At 62.0% G+C, this 25,878-nt stretch carries 20 protein-coding genes, 1 tRNA gene and 2 pseudogenes; 12 read left to right on the forward strand and 11 right to left on the reverse strand.

Going from position 1 to position 25,878, the window contains the following annotated elements; translation table 11 throughout:
- Positions 1 to 122: 122 nt before the first annotated feature.
- The 3 genes from AC5ZG1_RS15075 to AC5ZG1_RS15085 form a co-directional block, all read right to left on the reverse strand.
- The gene (locus tag AC5ZG1_RS15075) at positions 123 to 923 is read right to left on the reverse strand and encodes an FAD binding domain-containing protein (RefSeq protein WP_496133338.1); all 801 of its coding nucleotides are present in this window, start codon (positions 921 to 923) and stop codon (positions 123 to 125) included.
- A gap of 15 nt (positions 924 to 938) precedes the next feature.
- Positions 939 to 3,278, reverse strand: a complete 2,340-nt coding sequence (locus AC5ZG1_RS15080) for a xanthine dehydrogenase family protein molybdopterin-binding subunit (protein WP_496133339.1) — start codon at positions 3,276 to 3,278, stop codon at positions 939 to 941.
- Between the two features lie 84 nt (positions 3,279 to 3,362).
- Positions 3,363 to 3,848, reverse strand: a complete 486-nt coding sequence (locus tag AC5ZG1_RS15085) for a (2Fe-2S)-binding protein (RefSeq protein ID WP_028162342.1) — start codon at positions 3,846 to 3,848, stop codon at positions 3,363 to 3,365.
- Between the two features lie 245 nt (positions 3,849 to 4,093).
- Between AC5ZG1_RS15085 and AC5ZG1_RS15090 the strand changes: the two genes are divergently transcribed.
- Positions 4,094 to 6,142: a methyl-accepting chemotaxis protein gene (locus AC5ZG1_RS15090; protein WP_456644050.1), complete on the forward strand. Its 2,049-nt coding sequence runs from the start codon at positions 4,094 to 4,096 to the stop codon at positions 6,140 to 6,142.
- 136 nt (positions 6,143 to 6,278) lie between these two features.
- Here the strand turns inward: AC5ZG1_RS15090 and AC5ZG1_RS15095 are convergent, their stop codons facing one another.
- Complete coding sequence (locus AC5ZG1_RS15095) at positions 6,279 to 6,665, reverse strand: DUF3175 domain-containing protein (protein WP_496133340.1); 387 nt, start codon at positions 6,663 to 6,665, stop codon at positions 6,279 to 6,281.
- A 186-nt stretch (positions 6,666 to 6,851) separates the two neighbouring features.
- On the opposite strand from AC5ZG1_RS15095, the gene AC5ZG1_RS15100 reads away from it, so the two are divergent.
- The 3 genes from AC5ZG1_RS15100 to AC5ZG1_RS15110 all read left to right on the forward strand — a co-directional run bounded on the left by AC5ZG1_RS15100 (position 6,852) and on the right by AC5ZG1_RS15110 (position 10,852).
- A complete protein-coding gene (locus AC5ZG1_RS15100; protein ID WP_496133341.1) occupies positions 6,852 to 8,354 on the forward strand; it encodes an MFS transporter in 1,503 nt (500 codons plus the stop codon).
- A gap of 6 nt (positions 8,355 to 8,360) precedes the next feature.
- The gene (gene otsB / locus AC5ZG1_RS15105) at positions 8,361 to 9,197 is read left to right on the forward strand and encodes a trehalose-phosphatase (protein ID WP_208829282.1); all 837 of its coding nucleotides are present in this window, start codon (positions 8,361 to 8,363) and stop codon (positions 9,195 to 9,197) included.
- 206 nt (positions 9,198 to 9,403) lie between these two features.
- Complete coding sequence (locus AC5ZG1_RS15110) at positions 9,404 to 10,852, forward strand: trehalose-6-phosphate synthase (RefSeq protein ID WP_496133342.1); 1,449 nt, start codon at positions 9,404 to 9,406, stop codon at positions 10,850 to 10,852.
- Between the two features lie 906 nt (positions 10,853 to 11,758).
- On the opposite strand, the pseudogene AC5ZG1_RS15115 reads toward AC5ZG1_RS15110, so the two are convergent.
- Positions 11,759 to 12,080: pseudogene (locus AC5ZG1_RS15115) on the reverse strand (hypothetical protein).
- Between the two features lie 198 nt (positions 12,081 to 12,278).
- Here AC5ZG1_RS15115 and AC5ZG1_RS15120 point away from each other — a divergent pair.
- Positions 12,279 to 12,368 (forward strand) — tRNA-Ser (locus AC5ZG1_RS15120).
- Positions 12,369 to 12,568: 200 nt separating this feature from the next.
- Here the strand turns inward: AC5ZG1_RS15120 and AC5ZG1_RS15125 are convergent.
- The 5 genes from AC5ZG1_RS15125 to AC5ZG1_RS15145 all read right to left on the reverse strand — a co-directional run bounded on the left by AC5ZG1_RS15125 (position 12,569) and on the right by AC5ZG1_RS15145 (position 18,275).
- A complete protein-coding gene (locus AC5ZG1_RS15125; protein WP_496133343.1) occupies positions 12,569 to 14,452 on the reverse strand; it encodes a TRAP transporter large permease in 1,884 nt (627 codons plus the stop codon).
- Positions 14,453 to 14,457: 5 nt separating this feature from the next.
- Entirely contained in the window at positions 14,458 to 15,483 is a 1,026-nt protein-coding gene (locus tag AC5ZG1_RS15130) for a TRAP transporter substrate-binding protein (protein ID WP_130226744.1), read from the reverse strand.
- Between the two features lie 169 nt (positions 15,484 to 15,652).
- A complete protein-coding gene (locus tag AC5ZG1_RS15135; protein WP_130226743.1) occupies positions 15,653 to 16,663 on the reverse strand; it encodes a transketolase family protein in 1,011 nt (336 codons plus the stop codon).
- Positions 16,660 to 17,505 (reverse strand): transketolase, encoded by an 846-nt coding sequence (locus AC5ZG1_RS15140; RefSeq protein WP_130226753.1) that lies wholly within the window; start codon positions 17,503 to 17,505, stop codon positions 16,660 to 16,662. Before AC5ZG1_RS15140 ends, AC5ZG1_RS15135 begins: the two co-directional genes overlap by 4 nt.
- A 20-nt stretch (positions 17,506 to 17,525) precedes the next feature.
- Positions 17,526 to 18,275 (reverse strand): SDR family NAD(P)-dependent oxidoreductase, encoded by a 750-nt coding sequence (locus AC5ZG1_RS15145; protein ID WP_496133344.1) that lies wholly within the window; start codon positions 18,273 to 18,275, stop codon positions 17,526 to 17,528.
- Positions 18,276 to 18,414: 139 nt separating this feature from the next.
- On the opposite strand from AC5ZG1_RS15145, the gene AC5ZG1_RS15150 reads away from it, so the two are divergent.
- Entirely contained in the window at positions 18,415 to 19,302 is an 888-nt protein-coding gene (locus AC5ZG1_RS15150) for a LysR substrate-binding domain-containing protein (protein WP_456646369.1), read from the forward strand.
- 689 nt (positions 19,303 to 19,991) lie between these two features.
- On the opposite strand, the gene AC5ZG1_RS15155 is transcribed toward AC5ZG1_RS15150, so the two are convergent.
- On the reverse strand, positions 19,992 to 20,882 hold the full coding sequence (locus AC5ZG1_RS15155) for a LysR family transcriptional regulator (protein WP_496133345.1): 891 nt from the start codon (positions 20,880 to 20,882) through the stop codon (positions 19,992 to 19,994).
- A gap of 101 nt (positions 20,883 to 20,983) precedes the next feature.
- On the opposite strand from AC5ZG1_RS15155, the gene AC5ZG1_RS15160 reads away from it, so the two are divergent.
- The 6 genes and pseudogenes from AC5ZG1_RS15160 (at position 20,984) to phnA (ending at position 25,843) form a co-directional block, all read left to right on the forward strand.
- Positions 20,984 to 21,853 (forward strand): SDR family oxidoreductase, encoded by an 870-nt coding sequence (locus AC5ZG1_RS15160; RefSeq protein ID WP_496133346.1) that lies wholly within the window; start codon positions 20,984 to 20,986, stop codon positions 21,851 to 21,853.
- A gap of 43 nt (positions 21,854 to 21,896) precedes the next feature.
- Positions 21,897 to 22,370, forward strand: a complete 474-nt coding sequence (locus AC5ZG1_RS15165) for an SRPBCC family protein (protein ID WP_496133347.1) — start codon at positions 21,897 to 21,899, stop codon at positions 22,368 to 22,370.
- A 67-nt stretch (positions 22,371 to 22,437) separates the two neighbouring features.
- The gene (locus AC5ZG1_RS15170) at positions 22,438 to 23,136 is read left to right on the forward strand and encodes an NAD(P)-dependent oxidoreductase (protein WP_496133348.1); all 699 of its coding nucleotides are present in this window, start codon (positions 22,438 to 22,440) and stop codon (positions 23,134 to 23,136) included.
- A 23-nt stretch (positions 23,137 to 23,159) separates the two neighbouring features.
- Positions 23,160 to 23,330: pseudogene (locus tag AC5ZG1_RS15175) on the forward strand (DUF4267 domain-containing protein); the annotation flags it as partial.
- Between the two features lie 127 nt (positions 23,331 to 23,457).
- Positions 23,458 to 24,348: a LysR substrate-binding domain-containing protein gene (locus AC5ZG1_RS15180; protein WP_496133349.1), complete on the forward strand. Its 891-nt coding sequence runs from the start codon at positions 23,458 to 23,460 to the stop codon at positions 24,346 to 24,348.
- 223 nt (positions 24,349 to 24,571) lie between these two features.
- Positions 24,572 to 25,843: a phosphonoacetate hydrolase gene (phnA, locus tag AC5ZG1_RS15185; RefSeq protein WP_496133350.1), complete on the forward strand. Its 1,272-nt coding sequence runs from the start codon at positions 24,572 to 24,574 to the stop codon at positions 25,841 to 25,843.
- Positions 25,844 to 25,878: the final 35 nt, after the last annotated feature.

Below are 25,878 nucleotides of genomic sequence, written 5' to 3' on the forward strand. Positions count from 1 at the left end.
AGGCGGAGGTAGGATGCTCCGGATCAGCCCGCCGCCGTCACCGCGCGCTGCGCCATCACCTTGATGAGGTTGGCGCGCATCACTGCGCGCCGTTGTCACAGGCGGAGGTAGGATGCTCCGGATCAGCCCGCCGCCGTCACCGCGCGCTGCGCCATCACCTTGATGAGGTTGGCGCGGTAGTCGGCGGAGCCGTGGATGTCGCTGAGCAATCCGGCAGACGGAATTTGCACGCTGTCGAGCGCGGCTGCCGACCAGTTCGCCTTCAGCGCCGCTTCGATCGGGCCGACGCGCGTGACGCCGCTTTGCGACGCGCCGGTCGCGGCGACGCGGACGTCACCGTCCTTGGTCTTGGCGACGAACACGCCGGTCAACGCAAAGCGCGAGGCGGGGTGCGGGAATTTGGCGTAGCCCGCCTTGGCCGGAATCGGGAACGACACGGCCGTGATGATCTCACCGTCTTCAAGGGCGGTCGAGAACAGTCCCTGGAAGAAGTCATCGGCTGCGATCATGCGCTTGTTGGTTTTGATGGTCGCGCCGAGCGCCAGCACTCCGGCCGGGTAATCCGCGGCGGGATCGTTGTTGGCGAGCGAGCCGCCGATCGTGCCGCGATGGCGCACCGCGGGGTCGCCGATCAGCGAGGCGAGATAGGCGATTGCCGGGATCGCCTTTTGCGCCGCGCTGTTCTGCGCCACGTCACAATGCGGCGTCGCCGCCTTGATCGTCAGCGCGTCGGCCGTCGCGTCCACGCCGATCAATTCCTTGATCTTGCCGAGGTCGATAACGTCAGATGGCGAGGCCAGCCGCTGCTTCATCACGGGGATCAGCGTGTGACCGCCAGCGAGATATTTCGGCTCCTCACCTTTGGCGAACAGGGCAGCCGCTTCGTCGACCGATGAAGCGCGATGATAAATGGTCTCGTACATGGCTCACGCTCCTCGTTAACCGTGAATGGCATGCCAGACGCGATCGGGCGTCGCCGGCATTTCGAGCTTGTTGCTGCCGATCGCATCCGTGATCGCGTTGATCACGGCGGCAGACGCACCGATTGCGCCAGCCTCGCCGCAGCCTTTGACACCGAGCGGATTGCCCGGGCACAGCGTCGTGGTGTGCGAGATCTGGAACGACGGCAGGTCGTCGGCGCGCGGCATGGTGTAGTCCATGAAGGATGCCGTGACCGGCTGGCCGTTGCTGTCGTAAACCGCGCTTTCGAGCAGCGCCTGGCCGATTCCCTGCGCGAGTCCGCCATGGACCTGGCCCGCGACGATCATCGGGTTGATCAGCCGGCCGAAATCATCGGCCGCCACGAAGTTGACGAATGAAGTCTTGCCGGTCGTGGGATCGACCTCGAGCTCGCAGATATAGGCGCCGGCCGGGAAGGTGAAGTTGGTCGGATCGTAGAACGCCGTCTCCTTCAACCCCGGCTCCATGCCATCAGGCAGATTGTGTGCAGTATAGGCGGCGAGCGCGACCATCGGCAGCGCGATCGACTTGTCGGTGCCGGTGACCTTGAACTCGCCATTCTCGATCACGATGTCGTTCTCGGAAGCCTCCAGGGCGTGCGCGGCGATCTTCTTGGCCTTGGCCTCGACCTTTTCCATCGCCTTCACGATGGCCGCGCCACCGACCGCGATCGAGCGCGAGCCGTAAGTGCCCATGCCGAACTGCACCTTGTCGGTATCGCCATGGACGATCGAGACCTGGCTGATGGGGACACCGAGGCGGTCCGCGATGATCTGGCAGAACGTGGTCTCGTGACCCTGGCCGTGGCTGTGCGAGCCGGTGAGGATCTCGATCGTGCCGACCGGATTGACGCGCACCTCCGCCGATTCCCAGAGGCCGACGCCGGCGCCGAGGCTGCCGACCGCCTTTGACGGCGCAATCCCGCAGGCTTCGATATAGCAGGACACGCCGATGCCGCGCAGCTTGCCGTCCGCTTTCGCCTTCGCCTTGCGCGCCGGGAAGCCGGCATAGTCGATTGCCTTCATCGCCGCGTCGATCGAGGCATGGAAGTCGCCGGTGTCATAGGTCATGATGACAGGCGTCTGGTACGGGAACTGGGTGATGAAGTTCTTCTTCCGCAGTTCGGTCGGATCGACCTTCAACTGCCGCGCCGCGGTTTCCATTATCCGCTCGATCAGGTAGCTCGCCTCGGGACGGCCCGCACCGCGATAGGCATCGACCGGCGTGGTGTTGGTATAGACGCCGATCACCTCCGCATAGATCGCCGGGATGACGTATTGTCCCGAGAGCAGCGTCGCATAGAGATAGGTCGGCACGGCCGAGGAGAACAGCGACATGTAGGCGCCGAAATTGGCGTGGGTCTTCACGCGGAGGCCGAGGATCTTGTTGTCCTTGTCGAACGCCAGTTCGGCCTTCGAGACATGGTCGCGGCCATGCGCATCGGTGAGGAAAGCTTCCGTGCGGTCGCCGGTCCACTTCACCGGGCGGCCGACTTTCTTGGAGGCCCACAGCGCCACCATCTCTTCGGGGTATATGTAGATCTTGGAGCCGAAGCCGCCGCCGACGTCGGGCGCGATCACGCGCAGCTTGTGCTCGGGCGCGATATTGTAGAAGGCCGACAGCACGAGACGGGCGACATGCGGGTTTTGCGAGGTCGTATAGAGCGTGAAATGCTCTTCGGCCGCGTCATAGTCCGCGATCGCCGATCGCGGCTCCATCGCGTTCGGCACCAGGCGGTTGTTGGTGAGCTCAAGCGTCACCACATTCGCCGCCTTGCTGAAGGCGTCCTTCACCGCGGCCTCATCACCGAGATGCCAGTCATAGACCACATTGCCCGAGGCTTCCGGATGAAGCTGCGGCGCGCCCGGCTTGATCGCGGCCTTGATATCAGAAACTGCCGGCAGCTCTTCATAATCGACCACCACGGCTTCCGCGGCGTCGCGCGCCTGGTTCTTGGTCTCGGCGATCACGACTGCGACGGCCTGGCCGACGAAGCGCACGGTCTCCGGCGCCATCGCCGGCCACGCGCCCATCTTCATTGGCGAGCCGTCCTTCGACGTGATGGCCCAGCCGCAAATGAGATTGCCGATTTTGTCGTCGACGAGCTCTTGGCCCGTGAGCACGGCGATGACGCCGGGCTTCTTCAGGGCCTCGCTCGAATCGATGCTCTTGACCTTGGCATGCGCGTGGGGGCTGCGGATGAACTGGGCATAGGTCATGCCCACCAACTTGATGTCGTCGACGTAACGGCCTTTGCCTGTGATGAAACGGCGGTCTTCCTTGCGGACGACGCTTGCGCCAATGCCTTCGATGCCCATTGTGAATCCTCCCGACCGGAGATGTGATGTCCCGCCGCTTCCATCGAAGCCCGGCGGCGTTTGACGAGATGTGGCGGGCGGCGGCTATTCCGCCGCTTGCGCGACCTTCATGCGCCCGGCGGCGTCCAGCACCGCCTTGACGATGTTATGGTAGCCGGTGCAGCGGCAGATATTGCCTTCCAGCTCGTGGCGGACGGTGGTCTCGTCGAGCTCGCCGCCATAGCGGTGCACGATATCGATCGCCGACATGATCATGCCCGGCGTGCAGTAGCCGCACTGCAGGCCGTGATTGTCGCGGAATGCCGCCTGCATCGGGTGCAATTCGTCGCCCTTGGCGATGCCTTCGATGGTGGTGACGTTCGAACCCGCCGCCTGGCCCGCCAGCACGGTGCAGGATTTCACCGCCCGCCCGTCAATATGGACCACACAGGCGCCGCACTGGCTGGTATCGCAGCCGACATGGGTGCCGGTCAGGTTCAGGTTTTCGCGCAGGAGATGGACGAGGAGGGTTCGGTCCTCGACGTCGACGGATACCGCTTTGCCGTTCACCGTCAGCTTGACTGTAGACACGCGTCGTTCCTCCGGATGCTTTTAATTATTCCAATTAGAAACAGCGGCGAGGAACTTGGCAACTAGGATTTTGCCTACCTTTGTCACGGCCATGACATCGGGCGAGGACGAGGAGCTGCGCCTCCCGGCGGGGTACTCCACAACCTCTCCGAAATGTCTGCTGAATTTACTAGCTCTTATCGATTCTGCCTTAGCTTTGCGCGTCGGGTCCGGGCAACGATTCCCGGACACCACTTGTTTTCAGAATGAAGACGGGGGTTGGGGTGGGACTACTGGGGCGTGTGGGGTCGCGAGTGCCGACCCTTCGATTTCGTGCGAAAATCATCCTGGGCTTTGCCGCTGTGCTGGCGATTACCGCCGCCAGCATGGGCTTTGCCTATCTCGGCTTTGAGCGTATCGCCGCAGGCGTCGCCGCCTACCGCGCGAGCGTCCGGGAGGCCGATCTGGCGCGCAATATCGACCGCGAGCTGATCTCCTACCGTTCGCTGGCGCGCTACTATGTGGCGACCGGCAAGGAGGAGGACGGCAAGGCGGCGCTCGCGGCTGAGGCCAGCCTCAAAGAGGCCATCCTCCAGGCAATGAAAGGTACCACCGACCCTGCGCGGGTCGAGCAGGTGACGAAACTCGAGCGCGAGTTCCGCGCCTTCACCAAGATCTTTGCCGAAATCCTGAAGGTCAAGGAAGAGAGCGGGCTGCTCGCGCAGAATCAGCTCGCCCGCGGCGGTAACTCGCTGCGCTACAAGCTCGACGATCTCGCCTCCAACGCGGCCGAAGCCGGCCTGTCCGCCGTCGAGATGGGCGCCAAGCAGGTCGGCTCGCAATTCCAGCAGGCGAGCGCGCTCGTCAATACCTTCGTGGTCAATTCCGACAAAATCACCGCAACCAGCGGGCTGGCTCGGCTGAAATTCGTCGAGAACTCGCTGAAGGCGGTCTCTTCGACCGACGAGAAGGTCGTCGCTGCGCTCAAAGAGCTGACGAAGATGCTCGATGAGTATCGGGAGGCGCTCTCGAAGCTGATCGAGAACGCGAAATCGATCGACGAGCTGACCCTCGAGATGACGGAATCCGCGGCCGCCATCAATCAGGGCTCCGGCGTGATGAAATCGGACCTGCTCGCCGACCAGAAGCGCATGGAAACCGAGTCGGACGCCGCGATCGGCGCGACCGAGCGGTTCATTCTGATGCTCGCCGCCGGCGGCTTCGTGTTCGGCGCCGTTCTCGCCTTTCTGCTCGGAACCGGCATTTCGCGCCCGATCCGGGCGATGTGCGCCGCAATGCGCGAGCTTGCGGCCGGCAATTTCGACGTCGTGCTGCCGGGGCTCGGCCGCAAGGACGAAGTCGGCGAGATGGCCGGCGCGGTGGAGGAATTCAAGCTCCAGGCGATCGCCAAGGCCGAGCGCGACGCCGCAAGCCAGGAGGCGCAGAACAAGGCGAGCGCCGCGGCACGCCGCACTGAATTGATCCGCTTCGCCGACGAGTTCGAGACGGCGGTCGGCTCGATCGTCGCCAATGTCTCGGCCTCGGCGGTGCAGCTCGAGACCGCGGCGGGCACGTTGACGCGGACCGCTGAGACCACGCAGAACCTCTCAAGCCAGGTAGCGGGTGCCTCCGAGGAGGCGTCCAGCAACATGCAGTCGGTGGCTTCCGCTACTGAAGAATTGTCGGCTTCCGTGGACGAGATCGGACGCCGCGTGAAGGAGTCCAGCCGGATCGCCGATGCTGCGGTGCGTCAGGCCGAGCAGACCGACGCCCGCATCGGGAAGCTCTCGCTCGCGGCGCAACAGATCGGCGACGTGGTCAAGCTGATCACCGCGATCGCCGAGCAGACCAACCTCTTGGCGCTGAACGCGACGATCGAAGCCGCACGCGCCGGCGATGCCGGCCGCGGCTTCGCGGTGGTCGCCTCCGAGGTGAAATCGCTCGCCAGCCAGACCGCGCGGGCGACCGAGGAGATTTCCAGTCACATCGCGGGCATGCAGTCGGCGACGCAAGAGTCGGTTGCCGCCATCAAGGAGATCGGCGGCACCATCGGCCAGATCTCGGAGATCGCCGCCAACATCGCCGGCGCAGTCGAGCAGCAGAGCACGGCGACGCAGGAGATCGCCCGTAGCGTGCAGAATGTCGCGCAGGGCACACAGGAAGCCGCCACCAGCGTCACCCTCGTCAACCGGGGCGCCACCGAGACCGGCTCCGCGTCGGAGGAGGTGCTGAACTCGGCACGCTCGCTATCGTCCGAAAGCACGCGCCTGCGCGACGAGCTCGACCGCTTCATGGCGAACATCCGCGCGGCGTAGCTCCGTCCCGGGCTTGACCCGGGACCCATAACCACAGGCGTTTGTGGTGTGCTCCGCTGCAACTGCTTGCTCGCGTCATAACAGCTTCCTGTGGTTATGGGTCCCGCCTTCGCGGGGACGACAACGGGGCACACGTTCACTCCCTCTCGAACTGGTGCTTCAGCTCTACCTTCGCGCGTTCTAATCGCGTGCGCTGCGCCTGCGGCAGCGTCTTGCCGGCGCGGTTGATGTAGAAGGTCAGCATCGATAGCGCCGAGCGGTAGGCGCCGGCCTTGCGGCGCTTGCTTCGCTCGGCGGAGCGCTTCAGTGAAGCGGCGATCTTCTTCGCGCTGGTCTGCTTGAACACGCCGCGGTCGAGATCGAGTGCGTCGCTCCGCTGCGTCACGCGTTGCGACCAGCGCCGCGATGACGTCTTGCGCGTGCCGGTCTTTCGCGTACCGGTCTTGCGCCGCGCCGTGGTTGTCCTTGTCGCACCTTTTCGTGCCGTGGTTTTTCGTGCGCTGGTTTTGCGACGTGGTGCCATTGCGAGCTCCTGTTTTTCAGGTAGCAACATCTGCGGTTATGTCCGGGTTCCTATGTCGCGATGCGGGAACCCGGTGGCTTGGCGGACGTTGTCGTGCGTGGCGGCGGGCATCTGTTTGCCGCAAATTTTTGGGATGAGCACCTTGGGGCAAGCTGCGTTCCGGGGTGATTTCTCGTTGGTTCCGTGATGGATTTGCAGCCGATCCAGCCCAGTCCTGCAACTGCTTCTGCACTCCGTGACGCTGACGCGCCGCAGCCGCAGGATCGTGACCGCATTATCGAGACCTCCATCCCCGTGCGTCTCGACAATCTCTATTGGAGCGGCTTTCACACCCGCGTGGTGCTCGCGCTCGGGATCACCTGGATCCTCGATGGGCTCGAGGTCACGCTCGCCGGCGCGTTGTCGGGGGCGCTGAAGGAGAGTCCGACGCTGCAATTCTCCAACTTCGATGTCGGGTTCGCCAACAGCGCCTATCTTGCCGGCGCCGTGTTGGGTGCGATCGGCTTCGGCTGGCTCACCGACCGCATCGGCCGCAAGAAATTGTTCTTCATCACGCTCGCGGTTTATCTCAGCGCCACGGCCGCGACCGCGCTGTCGTGGAATGTCGCAAGCTATGCGCTGTTTCGCTTCCTGACCGGTGCCGGCATCGGCGGCGAATACACCGCGATCAATTCGACCATCCAGGAATTGGTGCCGGCGCGCTATCGCGGCTGGACCGATCTTGTCATCAACGGCAGCTTTTGGATTGGCGCCGCGATCGGCGCCGTCAGCGCCATCGTCCTGCTCGATCCCGCCGTGATCAATCCCGAACTCGGCTGGCGGCTTGCCTATTTCACCGGCGCCTGTCTTGGCCTCGTCGTGTTCGTGATGCGGATGTGGATTCCGGAAAGCCCGCGCTGGCTGATGATCCACGGCCGTCCCGACGAGGCGCATCGGATCGTCGACGACATCGAGCGCTCCGTGACCGGCCATGTCGAGGCGCACTCGCAGGAACTGCCGAAGATCAAGCTGCGGATGCGCGACCACACGCCGCTGCGTGAAGTGGCGCATACGTTGCTTGTTACCTATCGCCAGCGCGCGCTGGTCGGGCTCGTGCTGATGAGCGCGCAGGCGTTCTTCTACAACGCGATCTTCTTCACCTTCGCGCTGATCCTGACCGACTTCTTCGGCATCCCCGCCAGCCATGTCGGCTGGTACATCCTGCCGTTCGCCGCCGGCAACTTCCTGGGGCCGCTGGTGCTCGGTCGCCTGTTCGATACGCTGGGACGCCGCACCATGATCACGCTGACCTACGGCGTGTCGGGCGTGCTGCTGGCGCTCTCGGGCTATTTGTTCTCGATCGGCGCGTTGAGCGCGCAAGGACAGACGATCGCCTGGATGGTGATCTTCTTCTTTGCCTCGCCCGCCGCGAGCGCCGCTTATCTCACCGTGAGCGAGACGTTCCCGCTCGAGGTGCGGGCGCTCGCGATTGCGCTGTTCTACGCGATCGGCACAGGGATCGGCGGCGTGATCGGACCTGCATTGTTCGGCGCGCTGATCGATACCGGATCGCGCAATTCCGTCTTTGCCGGCTACCTCCTGGGGTCGGCGCTCATGATCGTCGCGGCCTTGGTCGCGTGGCGCTACGCCGTCGCCGCCGAGCGAAAATCGCTCGAATCTGTCGCGCGGCCACTTGCTGTTGTGGAGTAGAATGACATGACTGAGGAACTGGCTGACATGCCGCTGGACGAAGACTTTTCGCCGGAAGACGAAGCATCGCCGGAAACCGTGCCGGTGCCGAGCGCGTTGGTCGGGCATCTGAGCGAGACCGCTGTCCTGCTCGACGTCGACGGCACCTTGCTCGACTTCGCGCCGACGCCGCGCGAGGTCTGGGTGCCGCCCGGGTTGGCGAAAACGCTTCATCGCCTGCTCGAGCGCACCAACGGTGCGCTGGCGCTGGTCAGCGGCCGTTCGGTGAACGATCTTGACCTGATTTTTGCCCCCGATGTCTTTCCTGCGGTCGGCGGTCATGGCGCGGAGATGCGGCTCGATCCGCAGGGCGATGGAGATGCAGGCCCCGCGCTGCAGCTCGACAAGGAGCTGAAGCGCCGTCTGGCCGCCATCGCCAGATTGAGCCCGGGCATTCTGCTTGAGGACAAGGGCTATTCGCTCGCGTTGCACTATCGCCTTGCGCCGCATGCCGAGAGGGCGATCTATGAGGCGGTGTCGCTGATCCGCGCCGATCTGCCCGATGCGCCGATCGAGGTGCTGCCGGGCAAGCAGGTCTGCGAAATCAAGCTCGCGGGCTTCACCAAGGCCACCGGCGTGCGCGAATTGATGAAGCATCCGCCGTTCAAGGGCCGCAAGCCGTTCTTCATCGGCGATGACGTCACGGACGAGACGGTATTTGCGATCATGCCCGAGCTCGAAGGGCTCGCTTTCTCGGTCGGCCGCCGTGCCAAGGGAGTGGCCGGTCATTTCGATGCGCCGAGCGACGTGCGCGAATTCCTTGCGCATCTGCTCGACGACGAGCGCGAAATCGCCGCGCCTTAGCCGAAACCTCAACCGCAAATTGGCGCGGAATAACCGCAGTTCCTTCTGTGGGCGGCCGCCTGCTCGCAAAAATTTTCTTTTTGTGAGTTGACGCCCCGGTTCCATGCGGGCCTGCCTGAATTTGGTTTCAATTCGGAGAAAGCGTGGCCAGGAACCATATTGATGAATGGTTGTTAATACGCGAATGCCCAACGGGAGGGGACCATTTGAACCTCGTTGTCGTGTCGAACCGCGTAGCGCGTGGAAAACCCAATGAACCCATGACCGGCGGCCTCGCCGCCGCTCTTTTGCCTGTCGTCGAGAAGTCGGGCGCGATCTGGGTCGGCTCCAGCGGCCGTGTCCGCGATGGGAACCAGAAGGAACCTTTCGCGGAGGTGGAAGCGCTCGGCGCCGGTGCGCTGGCGATGCTCGATCTCCCGGCCGCGCATTACGGCGGTTACTACGAAGGCTTTGCCAACTCCGCGCTGTGGCCGGCGCTGCATTCGCGCGCCGACCTGATCCGCGCCTCGGAGGAGGATTATGCCAGCTATCGCGAGGTGAACGCCTTCATGGCGCGCGCTCTGCTGCGCTTCCGCAAGGACGATTCGGTGTTCTGGATTCAGGACTACCATTTCCTCGCGCTCGGCGCGGAGCTGCGCGATCTCGGCATCGACAAGCCGATCGGCTTCTTCCTGCACACGCCGTGGCCGGCGCGCGCGGTGATCGAGGGCGTGCCGCATCATCGCGAGCTGATCGAGGCGATGCTTGCCTATGATCTTATCGGCTTCCAGACCGAGGAGGATTGCGAGAATTTCCTCGGCTATGTCGAAGCCGATCTCGGCCTCGTGGTGCGCGATGGCAGCGTGACCTCGCGCTATGGACGCAGCCGCGCCGCCGTCTTCCCGATCGGCATCGATCCGGAGAAATTCGCGCAGCAGGCGACCAAGGCGACGACCCATCCCGACGTCTCGCGCTTGCGACGCAGTCTCAACGGCGAGCGGCTGGCGATCGGCGTCGACCGGCTCGACTATTCGAAGGGCCTGATCAACCGCATCAAGGCCTTCGACCGGATGTGGACGATGCATCCCTCGCTGAAGCGCACGATCTCGCTGCTGCAGATCGCGACTCCTTCGCGCGGCGGCATCGAGGCCTACGGCAATCTGCAGAGCGAGGTGGCAAAGCTCGTCACCGACGTCAACGGCATCCATGGCGAGGTCGACTGGACGCCGATCCGCTACCTCAACAAGGGATTCAGCCAGGCGGTGCTGGCCGGCCTCTACCGCACGGCGCAGGTCGGCGTGGTGACGCCGCTGCAAGACGGCATGAACCTCGTCGCCAAGGAATATGTCGCCGCCCAGAACCCGGCCGATCCCGGCGTGCTGGTGCTGTCGAAATTCGCCGGCGCCGCCAACGAACTCGAGGCCGCCCTCATCGTCAACCCGCACGACGTCGACGGCATGGCGCGCACCATCGCCACCGCGCTGTCGATGCCGCTCGCCGAACGGCGGCTGCGCTGGGAAGCGATGATGGAGAAGATCTGCACGGGCACCATCCAGCAATGGTTCGCCAATTTCGTCGAGGCGCTGCAGGACACCGGCGCCGACGAAAAGCCCGAGCGCGCGCCGCCACTGGCCGAAGCCACGCACTGGCCCTATCGCAGCGCCCGCATTCATTAGCCGCTCTTCTTGGCACATCTCCGTCGGTCCCGGCGGAAGCCGGGACCCGTAACCACAGGCAGGTGTTGTGGCGCGAGCAAGCGGTTGCGGAGCCGTAGGGTGGGCAAAGGCGCATCAGTGCCGTGCCCACCATGACCACTCCGCTCGTGAGGGTGGGCACGCTTCCGCCTTCGCTCTACGAGCTACGGCGGACAAGTCGCTTTGCCCACCCTTCGGCATCGCCGCGAGTTATGATTCAAATTTCAAACAACGTGAGGATATGAGCGTGCATTCTCGCGGCGCGTTGCACCCGAGCTTTGCGTCTCGTTCCACCCTCCTCGATAGCAGAGGGCGCAGGGAAAGCCGGGTGCCGGTTGCACCCATGGGTCCCGTGCAACAAAAAGCACGGGGGTAGGACCACAGGTTCAACCGAAGCATTCCGGCTTTCCCTGCGCGATGGTGTTACGGCTTCCTTCGTACTCTCCCCGGTGACCGGGCTTTCTTGCCACCGTCGCCTCTCGCGCGAACTGTTCGCGCGAAAAACTTAGCGCCAGCGTCGGGGCGCCAGGACCATACGACTTCGCCGTCCGCGAGTGCCACGCTCGTCAGTCGTGACACTCCCGTCCACCGCATCTCACCGCAACGTTCGTGACGATCGCGATCCGCCCCTCATTCGGGTGAGACGCGCGGAGTTAAATCACTGATTTGCCCGACGACGGAAGCGGAATGTTTTTTGCGCGAGGGCTGGACAGACTTTCGGTGATTTGCCCGTCGGGTTGATTTGTCGCACCGAAAGTCGCCACATCGTCATTGCGAGCGCAGCGAAGCAATCCATCGCGCCGCTTGTGGAGACATGGATTGCTTCGCTCCGCTCGCAATGACGGAAAGTAGGGCACCCGTGGGCGCGTCAGCGCAAACGCGGACAGATCAATAACAATACGGCACGCCATCGAGCACCGGGCAGCGCGCCCGCCGCGGGTCGCTTGGATTCTCCATCGGCACAACGCCGTTGCCCTTGCCGACGAACACGCCTTGCCCGACCCTGACCGAGGACCGGTTGCCGACGATCACGCTCGGATGCGGCGAGGTCAGGCTCGAGCGCGTGCCGTCGCTCCAGATGATGGTGTCGCCACCGTCCGTCGTCGCAGCTCACATCCGTCCCCGCCTTGGTGCAGCTTTGCGCCAGCGCCGGACCGGCGCCCACAACCGCCACCACGACCAGGCCGAGAATCGCAAATGCCCGCTTCATGCCGCCCTCCACCGCTGATTTGCCTTGCGGTCGTCGGTGCTGGGCGGATTCGGGTTCAACAGGCCGAACCCGCGCCCCGATCCCGACCGGCAGCCCCGCCAAAAACCCAAGCTGTTCCAAAAACTTAAGGAAATTTCAGCTTCCACCTGCTCTCTCCCTTGCAAAATCCGCCCTATCCCTTCAAGAGAGGGCGCTTCCGGAGAGATGGCCGAGTGGCTTAAGGCGCACGCTTGGAAAGCGTGTGTGCGGGAAACCGTACCGTGGGTTCGAATCCCACTCTCTCCGCCATTTATGCGAGTTTGTACGCCGGACTACGATTTGGACGGTGTTGCACGCGATATCACGCCGTTGCACACGCAGGGCATTCTAGAGCTTTGCTTAGCGGGTGGTTCAAGGCAACGGTCTCGAAGTGCATAATGCAGACATCTAAAACTGTCTAAGCGGTGAACGAGAGGTGCGAACGATCTCCGCACCTCCCACCAACGGGCTTACAAAAACCCGATAGAAATCCAGGGCACTACAGCCACTAGAAGTGTGCCGAGGAGTAAGGCCAGTATGTACGCGACGATCGGACCCATGCCTTCGTCGGGATGAATTCGACTGATCGCGCAGGCTGCGTAATAGCCAACGCCGAAGGGCGGGGCAAAAAGACCGATTCCCATCGCGAGAACGACGACCATCGCATAGTGGACCTCATGGACGCCCACTTGACGAGCAATGGGGAAGAGCAGTGGTCCAAAGAGCACGATGGCAGGAATACCTTCGAGTACACTCCCGAGGATGACGAACGCGATGATGGTGACGATCAGAAATGCCGGCGCACCACCGGGCAAGGAGGTCATGAACTTCGCAAGCCATGCCGAGAAGCCCGACTGGGTCAAAGCCCAGGCCATTCCCGTCGCCGCACCGATGATGAAGAGGATTGCGCCGGAGAGAGCCGCGGTCTCAACCAGCATCGGATAGAGGCGACGCCAGTCAAACTGGCGATAGATGAGAAGCCCAGCCAATATGGAATAGACGATGCCGATTGTCGAAACCTCGGTCGCAGTCGCGACCCCTTCGATAACCGCGGCGCGGATCACAAAGGGAAGGGCAATAGCGGGAATAGCAATCAGAAACGCACGACCAACTTCTCGGCCCGTCGCTCGCTTGACGTGGGATAAGTCCTGCCGACGGTATCGCCACCACACGACCGCGCACAGCCCGATCGCGAGCACGATGGCTGGCAATAACCCACCGGTGAACAGCGCGGCGATTGACACGCCGGTCACCGATCCGATCGTGATCAGCACCAAGGAGGGAGGGATCGTCTCGGTCTGGGCGCCGGTAGCCGCCAACAGTGCGACGAGGTCGCCGCGCTTTGCGCCGCGCTTGGTCATTTCAGGGAAAAGCACGGGCGCTACCGCCGCCATGTCGGCCGCCTTGGATCCTGAAATGCCTGAGACCAAGTACATCGCACCGACCAACACATACTGGAGGCCGCCCCGGACGTGGCCGAGCAGGCTGGCAAGGAACCCGACCATGGCGCGTGCCATGCCTGTCATTTCGATTAACAGACCGAGAAATACAAACAGGGGTACCGCAAGAAGGATGAGATGGCTCATGCCTTCGTCCATGCGGCCGATGACAACCACGTCGGGCGTGCTGGTGGTCAGCGTGATATAGCCGATGGTTGCCAGGCCGAACGCGAAGGCGATCGGCACCGCCGCAAAAACCATCGCCCCGACGATGAATACAAAGAAGATCAGCAAGTTGAGATTGCCGAGCGGTTTCAGCACCGGCGCTAGTAGCGCCAGAACTGCGACCAGCGATCCCACCGCGACGACAGCCCCAACGAGGTGCTTGAGATTGGCCGTGGCCGCCAGCCTTAGGCTTGCGACGATCAGCATCAGGCCAATTCCGACCGGAAGCGCGGCGGCCCGCCAGGTGTTGACGATGCCCAGTGCAGGAGTGGTGACATAGACTTCGTCGGCCGCGAACTCGTACGCCGGTTGAATGACCAAAAGCAGGAATGCCAACGATGCGGCTGTCGCGAAAACATCGAGGAACAACCTGGCTTCAGGGCGGATCATGCCGATGACCGCCGTCATCCGCATATGTTCGGCTCGTTGGAAAGCGATAACTGATCCCAGCATCGCGAGCCATAGGAACAGAATGCCAGCAAGTTCGTCCGACCAGACAATCGGCGCCTGGAGCACGTAGCGGGAAATGATGCCGACAGAGAGGACGATCACCTCGGCAACGATGAGCAGTGCGGCAGGGACGGCGACGACAGGCTTGAGCGCGCGGTTCACGCTCACGACAATCTTTCGCCATCCGGAGGCCGGTTCGGGAAGGGCAAGAACCGCCCCTTCTATGTGTCCGTGTTCCATGGCGCTCAACCCAGCTTACCGGCGGCTTTCTCGAGCTGCGCCCATGCTTCTTCACCGAATTTGGCTTTCCAGTCGGCATAGAAGCTCGTCTTCGCCAGCGCCTGGCGGAAGACCGATCGGTCGACCTCGAGGAATTGCATGCCCTTTGCGGTCAAATCGTTGCGTAGGGACTCGCTGAGCTTCGCGATATCCGCCCGTTCATCATTCGCAGAGCGATCGAACTCGCGCGTCACGATCTCTTGCACGTCTTTCGGAAGCTTCTCGAAGGCGCGCTTGTTGCCGAGAATCCAGTAGTTGTCCCAAACATGCCCGGTCAGGCTGCAGGTCTTCTGCACCTCATACAAGCGCGCCGTCGCGATGATCGGAAGCGGATTTTCCTGACCATCAACGACCTTGGTCTGCAGCGCGGAATAGACTTCGTTGAAGTTGATCGGTGCCGGACCCGCGCCAAGAGCTAGAAACAGCGAAGTCAAATTCGGAGCAGCAGGGACCCTCAGCTTGAAGCCCTTGAGATCCTCCGGCTTCTTGATCTCGCGCCCGGAGGACGTAATGTGCCGGAAGCCGTTGTCCCACGGCTTTGACACCGCCATGATCGGCGTCTTTGCAATCTGCGCGCGGATATAGGCGCCGAGTTCGCCATCCATGGCCTTCCACACCGCATCATAGTTGGGAAATAGGAAGCCCAGGTTGACGGTGCCGGCGGCCGGTACGAGCGTGGCCAAGATCAGAGAGGAGAGGTTGAAGAATTCGACACTTCCGTTGCGAACTTGTGTCAAGAGATCGGTATCCGAGCCGAGTTGATTGGCGGGGAAAACGTTGATCTCGAGACGTCCGCCGGTCGCCTCCTTGATGCGATCGGCCGCTTCTTTGGCGCGAACGTTTACGGGATGCGTCGGGTCCTGCCCGGTCGCAAGCTTGTATGTGAATTCTGCCGCCGCAGCGGGTCGTGTGAGGATGGCGCAGAACGGGACGGCCGCGCCGGCCAAGAGTAATTTGCGACGACTGATGGCGATCGGTTTACGTTGGGTCATAGGTTCCTCCTTGTTAGTGCGAAGTGGTCTATTCACCGGTAGCGGGACATGATTGCAGCTTCGACCGGCTCTCGGACGCCGGGTTCGGGTAGCAGCCATCCTTCTGCGCGGTGGGGCCGCGCAGCCGATGTTTTTTCGCAGTCGAACGTGACGAAGGGACGATGCGCGCTTAGCGCAGCCACTCCTTGATCTGCCGCGAGACTTCGGCAGTGGAAATTCCGTAGCGATCGTGCAGCGTGGGGAGCGCCCCTGCGGCAAGAAACTCGTCGGGTAGCGCGACCTGACGGAAGGCAGGATGGACTCCCGAACGCATCAGCAGAGCCGCAACCGCCTCCCCGAGGCCGCCGATGGTGGTATGATTCTCGGCGACGACAACGAGGCGACCGGGCTTGCCGGCCTCGCGCAGGATCGCTTGCTCATCGAGCGGCTTGATGGTCGGAACATGCAGCACGGCAGCATCGACTTTGTCGTCAGCAAGCGCTTTGGCGGCTTCCAGCGCGCGCATGGTCATGATGCCCGAAGAGATGATCAGGACTTCCCGCCCGTCGCGGATTAGCGACGCCTTGCCGAGCTCGAAGCGGTAGTTGTATTCGTCGAGCACAAGCGGCACCTGGCCGCGCAGCAGTCGCATGTACACCGGTCCCCGATGAGCGGCGATGGCCGGAACGATTTGCTCGATCTCATGAGCGTCGCAAGGATCGATCACCGTCATGTTCGGTATCGCGCGGAAGAGGGCGAGGTCTTCCGCCGCCTGGTGGCTTGGGCCGTAACCGGAAGTGAGGCCGGGCAAGGCGCAAGCGATCTTCACGTTGCGGTCCTCTTCCGCAATCGTCTGATGAATAAAGTCGTAGGCGCGTCGCGACGCGAACACCGCATAGGTCGTCGCAAAGGGCATGAAGCCTTCGGCCGCCAATCCAGAGGCGGCGCCGAACAGCAGTTGCTCGGCCATGCCCATCTGATAGTAGCGATCCGGAAACTGCTTCGCGAAGATATGCAGGTCCGTGTACTTGCCGAGATCGGCCGTGAGCCCGACGACCTCCGGCCGGCTCCGTGCCAGTTCGACGAGCGCGTGGCCAAACGGCGCAGGTTTGGTCCGTTGGCCTTCGGCCGCGATCGACGCGATCATTGCAGAGGTAGTGAGCCGCGGTTTCCCGGGGCTAGCTGGGGCTGCCGATTTCATGACCTGTCTCCCGCATCGAGTTCTGCCAGGGCGAGCTGCCATTCGTGCGGCTCAATCCGGATGAAATGGTTCTTTTCGCGCTGCTCCAGGAAAGGAACGCCCTTTCCCATGAGGGTGTCGGCGACGATCACGCGCGGTTGCGGTTCGGGGTGCGAACTCGCTGCGTCAAAGGCCGCCACGACGGCGTCGAGGTCATTGCCGTCGACCCGGCCTACGAACCAGCCAAAGGCTTCGAGCTTGTCGACCAACGGCTCGAATCCCAGCATCTGCTTTGAGGGGCCATCGGCCTGCTGATTGTTAACGTCGATGATCGCGATCAGATTGTCGAGCTTGTGGTGTGCTGCCGACATCATCGCTTCCCACTTCGAACCCTCGTCGAGTTCTCCGTCGGAGAACAGTGTGAAGACGCGACTTTTGGAGCCCTTTCGCTTCAAGCCGAGACCCATGCCGACCGCGATACTTAATCCGAGCCCCAGTGACCCGCCGGACATTTCCATGCCGGGCGTGTAGGAGGCCATGCCAGACATTGGAAGACGGCTTTCGTCGAAGCCGTACGTCTCCAGTTCGGCTTCCGGGATAATGCCGGCCTCGATCAGTGCGGCATATAGGGCGATGGCGTAGTGGCCGTTGGAAAGAAGGAAACGGTCACGATCTTCCCAGGTGGGCTCCTCGGGCCGGTAGCGCATCGCGTGAAAGTATGCGACCGCTAGCACATCGGAGATGTCGAGAGCCTGCGCGATGTAGCCTTGGCCTTGCACTTCGCCCATGAGCAGGGCGTTACGGCGAATGTTGCGCGCACGCTGTGCAAGGGTCGGCGTGTTAACAAACGTATTCGTGGACATCCTTCTCTCCATCGCTTCTCTCAGTGAATGAGCATCCCGCCGTTGACGTCGATCACCGCGCCGGTGACGTAGGCGGAAAGGTCCGAAGCGAGGAATGTGTAGATTCCCGCAACATCCTTCGCTTCCCCGAGCCTTCCCAGCGGAATGCCTTCCAGAATCTTCGCCCTCATTTCGTCAGTGAGCTTGCCGGACGTGATGTCGGTGCCGATCAATCCCGGCGTGACGCAGTTGACGCGAATTCCATCGGCGCCAAATTCCCGCGCCATCGCCTTGGCAAGCCCAAGGACGCCCGCCTTTGCTGCCGAGTAGTGCGGTCCACCGAAAATGCCGCCACCGCGCTGGGCTGATACGGACGACATGCACGCAATGGATCCGGACTTGCGCTTCTGCATGTGCGGAATCACCGCCTGAGACAGGAACAGTATGCCCTTGAGATTGACGTCCTGAATCCGGTCCCAGTCGCCCGGCTTGATGTCGAGGAACTTCACCGGCTGGGTAATACCAGCGTTGTTGATCAAGACGTCGATCTGACCGAAGACGCTGGCGACGGTTTCGACCGCTTTCAGGCAAGCGGCCTGGTCGGCGACGTTGCAAGCCACTCCAATATGAGCGTCGCCCAGATCTTTTGCGGCGGCTTGCGCGGCGGGGCCATCGAGATCGAGGATACCGACGCGAGCGCCTTCTTCGGCAAACCGTCTGGCGGTCGCGAGGCCAATTCCGCGCGGCGAAGCCGCACCTGTAATAATGGCTGTCTTGCCGCGAAGCAGCATTCGATCCTCCCTGTGTCTATTCTTCCAAGGCGCTGCGGTAGGCAGCCGGTCTTCTTCACCCCATTCCTAGGTCCGAGGCGCTGCAGGGACAAACGCGCTGTTGTCTTGGATATGTGAATCTGGTTCACTCATAGGCATGCTGCTGTCGAGCATCCCGATCTCGGCGATCCGAGCCTTCGAGGCGGCTGCGCGCACCGGCTCCTTCAGCGGCGCGGCCGACGAACTGCATTTGACTCCGAGCGCAGTCAGTCACGCCATCCGCAAGCTCGAAAGCACGATGAGCACCACTCTGTTCGAAAGGAGTGCACGTTCCGTCCGTCTGACGCCGGCGGGCGAAAACCTGATGCGTCACGCCGGCGCGGCTTTTGACAATCTGCGACGTGGCATCGAAGAGGTTGCCGGTCGCGGGCCGCAGCTCTTGAGGGTGCATTGTGCGCCAAGTTTCGCCGCGCAATGGCTGGCCCCGCGATTGACAAAATTCCTCGCTGCCGAACCGCGGCTCGAAGTGAGGCTTGCCGCCAACACCGACTATGCTCGGTTCACCAATGACGACTTCGATCTTGACATTGTTTATGGTCAGCCGCGCGGCGAAGGCGTCGATGTGATACCTCTTGGGGAAGAAACTGTTACCCCGCTTTGCACGCCTGAAGTCGCGAAAAAGATTCGCAAGCCAAAGGATCTTTTGGGCGCGGTGCTCATCCGTTCAGACGTTAAGCAAGTGCAGTGGCATCAATGGTTCACTGCGAACGGACTTGAGCCGCCGGCCATCCACGGAATGCGTTTTGATCGCAGCTTCCTCGCGATAGCCATGGCATGCGGCGGTGTCGGCGTTGCTTTGGAATCGACTCGTCTGGCCGAGCGTGAAATGGCATCTCGCAGATTGGTGGCGCCGTTGGTCGGTCGTTCTGTCGACATTCGATACGTCGGCCATCATCTGGCATTTCCGCGTGCAAGTCGGCAACGCCGCGCCCTGCGAACGTTCGTGGATTGGATCACGTCGGAACTCGCGCTGGCCGATAAGGGTTAGTTCGAGTTGAGTTAGGAAAACCCGCTGGCCATCTGCCAGCCGGTGGCGCAGTGCGCTCTCGCCGCTGTGCATCAATTCCGATCATCGCGCGGCGGCTGCCTTCGGAGGGCAAATGGTCGCCCGACATGCAAGGGACAACGCATCGACCAGTCCCAAGGATCGTGTTTTGCAGCATCTGTGACCTCGCCGCCCCGCTCATTCATACGCCGCACCACGCTGCGTCGCGAAACTGGCATAAGGTACTGTTGTCGATGAAAAGATCTATCAGCGGAAAGAGATTCTGTCGGAGACAAAATACTATCTTCCAGCGTAGCTTAGAGTGTGGGTTTTGGTCTAGGAAAGACAGAAACGCTTTATCTTTCAATGGGGATTGACTGACACTCTCTCCGCCATTTACACGATTTTGTACCCCAAACTACGATTTCGCGCGCTGGGGTTCGTTAGTTGTGCCGAATGCACGCCAGTGGCTTGCATGAGGGACTTCAAGTGATCTCCCATCAACAAGGATGTGGACGCGCCGATCTTCCAGGTGCCGTTGGGCGAAGCATCAGCGGCAAATCTTCGGGCGCGATACCGAGCCGTTCGACTAGCTCGCGACCATCGGGCCGCCCGGGTTTGCCGCGCGTTCGTCTCTTCATCGACTCGGTTGCCGCTGTTCTCGGCCCCGGACGGCGTCTTTGGCGGTTGTGCTAATCGATAAAGGCCGCAAGCTCCTCCGGTGTCCCTGAGGGGAAGGCTTCCTTGAGAAAGTCGAGGAACGCGGATACGCGAGCGCTCAGCAGTCGGCGCGATGGATAGAGTGCCCAGAGGACGATCTCCGGTCCGTCGACATCACCCCAGTGGACAAGCTTGCCGGCGGCCAGATCGTGACTCACGAGCGACACAGGAAGGCGTGCGGCGCCCACGCCTGCGCGGACCGCATCGCGGACCATGACGATCGACGACAGGCGAAGCACCGGGGCGGTCGTGATCCGAGAGTTTCCGCTTGACGACTTCACATCCCATGCGGATGTCAGATCGCTCACCCCGCGCACCACGGTCGGAACGGCAAGATCGCGCGCAGGACGACTTAGGTCGGGGCTCGCCACCACCACTAGCCGATCGCGCATCAGGATTCGTCCGACAAGGGTTTCGTCCGGATCCGGATTGACCCTGATCACCAGGTCATAGCCTTCCTCGATCATGTCGACGGCGCGGTCTTCCGTCGTGACCTCGAGCCGAACCTCCGGGTATCTCAGCGCGAACGCGGCAGCCAGCTTTCCCATCGCGGTCTGCGAGAAAAGCAGAGGCGCGCTGACCCGTAACCGGCCTCGCGGCTTGTCCCCGCCCGAAGCGATCGCCGCCGCCGTTTCGTCGAGCTCGGCGAGCAATGCTCCTGTCCGCTCAAAAAGCGCTCGACCTTCCTGAGTAAGCTTCAGTGTGCGCGTTCCGCGCTCGAACAACCGCAGATCGAGGCTGCTCTCCAGTTCCGAGACTCGGCGGGAGAGCGTCGCTTTCGGGCGGCCGGCGGCCCGGGCGGCCCGTCCAAAGCCTCCATGGCGGGCGACGAGGTTGAAATCGGCGAGGGCCAGCAAATCCATTCGTTCCACCAGTGAGACGATCTGTCTAAATATAGCGTCTATCTGGCGGAATTTGGATCACTAATTTGCGGGGGTGTCGCAACCCACCCGGAGTGATCCCCATGACCATCCTCGTTACCGGCGCCACCGGCAATGTCGGCCGCCACGTCGTCGAACAACTCGTCAAGCGCGGCGCCGATGTCCGTGCCCTCGTGCGCGATCCCGCAAAGGCCAACTTCCCGGCAAGCGTTAACGCCGTGAAAGGCGACCTGCTGGACGTCGACTCGCTGCGCAGCGCGTTCTCGGGCGTCTCGACCCTGTTCCTGCTCAACGCAGTGGTGGCGGACGAATTCACCCAGGCGCTGATCGCGCTCAACCTGGCGCGAGAGGCCGGCATCGAGCGCATCGTGTACCTGTCGGTGATCCACAGCGACGTCTACGTGAACGTGCCCCACTTCGCCGGCAAGTTCGGAGTCGAGCGGATGATCGAGCAGATGGGCTTTAGGGCCACCATCCTGCGCCCCGCTTACTTCATGAACAACGATCTCACGATCAAAGACGTCATGACTGGCTACGGCATCTACCCGATGCCGATCGGCAGCAAGGGCCTCGCCATGATCGACGCGCGCGACATCGGCGAGATCGCTGCTATCGAGCTCGTCCGCCGCGAGACGTCCGTCGCGTCGCTTCCGCTCGACCGGATCAATCTCGTCGGTCCGGATGTGCTGACCGGCGCGAAAGCTGCCGCCATCTGGTCGGAGGTGCTGGGTCGCACGATCGCATATCCGGGCGACGATACCGCCGGCTTCGAGAAGAACCTGAGGCAGTTCATGCCGAGCTGGATGGCCTTCGACATGCGGCTGATGAGCGAGCGCTTCCTCACTGACGGAATGATCCCCGAGGCCGGCGACGTCGAGCGTCTGACCGCTCTCCTGGGCCGTCCGCTGCGCTCCTATCGCGACTTCGTCGCCGAGATCACGGCCGCTGCCTGATGGCAGCGGCTTCACCCAAACGCGACAACCAAGGAATACGACCATGATCCATTCGACCGCCACCGTTCCGGTGAATCCGAAAGGCGAGATTCCGCTGACCCGCGCGCAGGTGTGGAAGGGCCTTGTTCTCAAGGCCCGCGACGCCCGGCTGTTTCTTCCGCCCAATCTCTGCACGCGTTGCGAGGTGGTAGAAGAAAGCAAGACGCACATCGTGCGTGAAGCCACGATCGCCGGCGACGATCTGCGCGAGATCATCGCCTTCGAGCCGGAGAAGAAGGTGACCTTCTTCCAAGCCACCGGCCCGCGCGAAGGCGCGATCGTCAACGAACTCTTCGAGGACGAGGTCGGTGCCCTGCAACTGCGGTTCTATTGCTACACGGGGCTGCGCGGCAAGAAGCCGAATGGCCCCGAAGAGCAGGCCGAGCAGGCGCAGTTTGACAGCGACAAGGGCTACAAGGCCGCCATGCTGTCCACGCTAAAGCGGACCCGCGAATTGCTCGCGGAAACCAAGCTCTGATCATCACCGAAAACCGAAACCGCGGCACGACCTCCTGAGAGGCGTCCCGCCATTCAAGGAGGCATCCATGAGCAATCCCACGAACGACAGCACCAGGACTTCCCCATCGAAACTGTTGGTTCTTGGCGCGACCGGCGGCACCGGACGTCTGATCGGCAGCCAGGCGTTGGCGCGCGGACATCAGGTCACCGCGCTGGTGCGTTCAACCGAGAAGGCAAGCGATCTGAAAGGCGCCAAGCTCGTCGTCGGAGACGTCCGCGACGAACAAGCGTTGCGCGAAGCCCTCAAGGGACAGGACGCCGTCGTGAGTGCGCTCGGCACGCCGGCAAGCCCCTTCAGCGAGGTGACGCTGCTCTCGACGGCAACGCGCGCACTGGTGAGCGCGATGAAGGCCGAGCACGTGTCCCGCCTGGTTTGCATTACGGGGATCGGCGCCGGCGACAGCGCCGGACACGGCGGCTTTCTCTTCGACAACTTGATCTTTCCGCTTCTCCTGAAGAAGGTGTACGCCGACAAGAACCGCCAGGAAGCCGTCGTCAGAGACAGCGGGCTCGACTGGATTCTCGTTCGGCCCTCCGTCCTGAATGATCAGCCCAGCCGCGGCTCGGTCCGGGCCCTGACGGATCTCTCCGACTTCCATGGCGGAAGCATATCGCGACAAGACGTTGCGGCGTTCGTCCTGGATCAACTGCGCGCCGATGTCTGGCTGCATCGTGCTCCGTTGATCACCTGGCGAACGCGATTCCGCGCACCGTCTAGTCCGTAACGCGTACGAGTGCGCGGAATGTGGGCTTGACTATGCTGGCGTTCATGATGTGGGGCGCGCCAAGCTGGGTCGGCATCATTCTGCGCGTGGAAGCCATCATCCCCGTAGGCGACATGCTGCTCATTCTTGCAGAAGGCCCCACGAAAAGCGCCTTCGGTATGCACGGTCTCACGGCCGTGATCATGGTCGAAGTGCTAGAGTTGGAGGCAATGCATCGCCGCGTGCAACGTGGCGCTTTTCTCGGCTGGAGCGGTTTGCTGTCAGACAGAAAGTCGATAATATAGCGATAATACGTGAGTTTTGGTATCGGGGAAGGGCTCAGTGACCAAGGAACGAGAGTTGCCTCTCATCGCCCTTCGGGCGTTCGCCGTCGCCGCACGTGCGCACAGTCTGAGTTCCGCGGCGAAAGAACTCGGGGTGACTCACGGAGCGGTTAGCAAGCAAATTCGCTCCCTCGAGAGTTGGCTGGGTCGACGCGTATTCACGCGTGAGGGAAGGGGTCTTACGCTGACCCCCTATGGCAAGATTCTCGCAGAACAGTTGGGGCAATCCTTCAAGGATATCGGAGCCGCTTGCGAGTACGTGAGACGCCAGCGAAGCAAGACGGTTCTTGCCATTGAGGCACCCTCCACATTTGCAATGTACTTTCTGATGCCCCGATTGAGACGCTTCGAGGTGCGCAATGCCAACGTGTCGGTTTGGATTTCAACGCGCATGACCGGCGAGACCCCCGACATATCGGCCAATGATTTAGTGATAACGAGAGGCACAGCGGAGCGGATTGGATCGTACCTCAAGGATACCACGGCACTTTTCACCGAGAACCTTACCCCTGTCAGCGCGGAGGTCCTCTTGCAACGTCGCCCCGTTAAGAAGCCGGCTGATATCCTCAAGCATTCTCTGATCACATCGGCAACGCGTCCGGGGCACTGGGAAGCGTGGCTGCAGGAGGCCGGGGTCCGCGATTATCTGCTTGAAGGCGGCCACCGATTTGATCACATGTTCGTCGCGATGCATGCGGTGCGCGAAGGATTGGGGTCGATTGTAGCACCCAAAGAGTTCTTCGCTGGCCCGAGCAGATGGAAGCTGCGCTGTCCGCTCCCAGGCATCGCTGTGAAAGGAGAGCAGTACTTCGCGCATTCTACTTCGAGAGCTGACCCGCGACATGTCAATCGCGTCGTGGATTGGCTGAAAGAAGAGATCGGGAAGTAGCGCACCCACGAAACGTGCCGGTCAATTTTGTCCGGCGCCGGCGGATTTCTGCGTGCCAGAAAATTGAGTTCGGACACCTCTCCGCAAAACGATTTCGCGGATGTCCTCTGCTGGCTGGTACAGTTACTAGAACTCACATATAGGTGCATTTAATTCGATTGAAACTCTCGCTCGCGAGCGGGAATGTGCCGCCATGCACGATTTGCCCACCCGAGCCTTATCCATGAACCAACGCCTCGCGCCCTCGCAGAATCCCGCTACGGGAGTCGACGTGAACGGAAGATTTTATGCTGCGCCCAAACGTCCCACCGTCGTGGTGTGTGTCGACGGTTTCGACCCCGCTTATCTGGAGCATGGCATTGCGAACGGCACGTTGCCCACGATGAAGTCCTTCAAAGAACATGGCTTTGTTGCAATCGCGGATTGCTCGATGCCGAGCACGACGAACACCAATAATACGTCAATCGTCACCGGCGTGCCGCCGGTCGTGCATGGGGTCAACGGAAACTATTATCTCGATGCGGAAACCGGCAAGGAGATCATGGTTACCGACGCCAAACGCCTTAGGTGCGGCACCATCCTCGGTGCATTGAGTCGGGCTGGCGTAAAGACGGCTGTTGTGACCGCGAAAGACAAGTTGCTGAAGGTACTCGCTTACGAGATGAAGGGGATCAACTTTTCCTCGGAGTACGCCGGCAAAGCCAATCTGAAGGAAAACGGTATCGATAACGTCGAAAAATTGGTGGGGCGCACTACGCCGGACCAATACTCGGCAGATCTCTCGCAGTTCGTCTTCGACGCCGGTGTCAAGCTCCTGGCGACTGAGCATCCAATGCTCATGTACCTGTCGACCTCCGACTACGTCCAACACAAGCATGCGCCGGGCGAGCCCGAAGCTGACGCGTATCATCAGGCTGTCGACAAGGCGATCGCGTCCTTCATCTCGCTTGGAGCAACTGTTGCGATTACCGCAGATCACGGGATGAACGACAAGTCTGCCAAGGATGGCACTCCCAATGTCGTGTACCTCGAGGACGAACTGAACTCACGGTTCGGCGACGGCTCGGTGCGCGTGATTTGTCCGATTGCGGATCCATTCGTTCGTCATCACGGGGCGCTCGGTTCCTTTGTTCGGGTGCACCTGCGAAAGCCCGGCGATGTCCACGCGATGATTGCCTTTGCCAAGACGTTGCCGGGAATCGAACTCGTCTTGGACAAGCAGCAGGTATGTAGGCAGTTCGAACTGCCCATCGACCGTGAAGGAGATTTTGCGGTCTTCAGCGATCGGCACACCGTGGTGGGCGCTCGACAGGAGGATCATAATCTCAGCCAGTTGGCCGGCCATCGGCTGCGCTCGCACGGTGGCCTCGGCGAGCAGAAGGTGCCGTTCCTGATTTCGCGTCCGATCAGCGAGCAATACAAGGAAAAGGCAAAAGCCGGACCGCTGCACAACTACGACATTTTCGATTTCGCGCTGAACGGAGTTGTCGACTAGACAGCAAAGCGCCAATCGAGAGCGGCGGTCCGTAG

It is taken from the genome of Bradyrhizobium sp. Leo78, assembly GCF_059512425.1.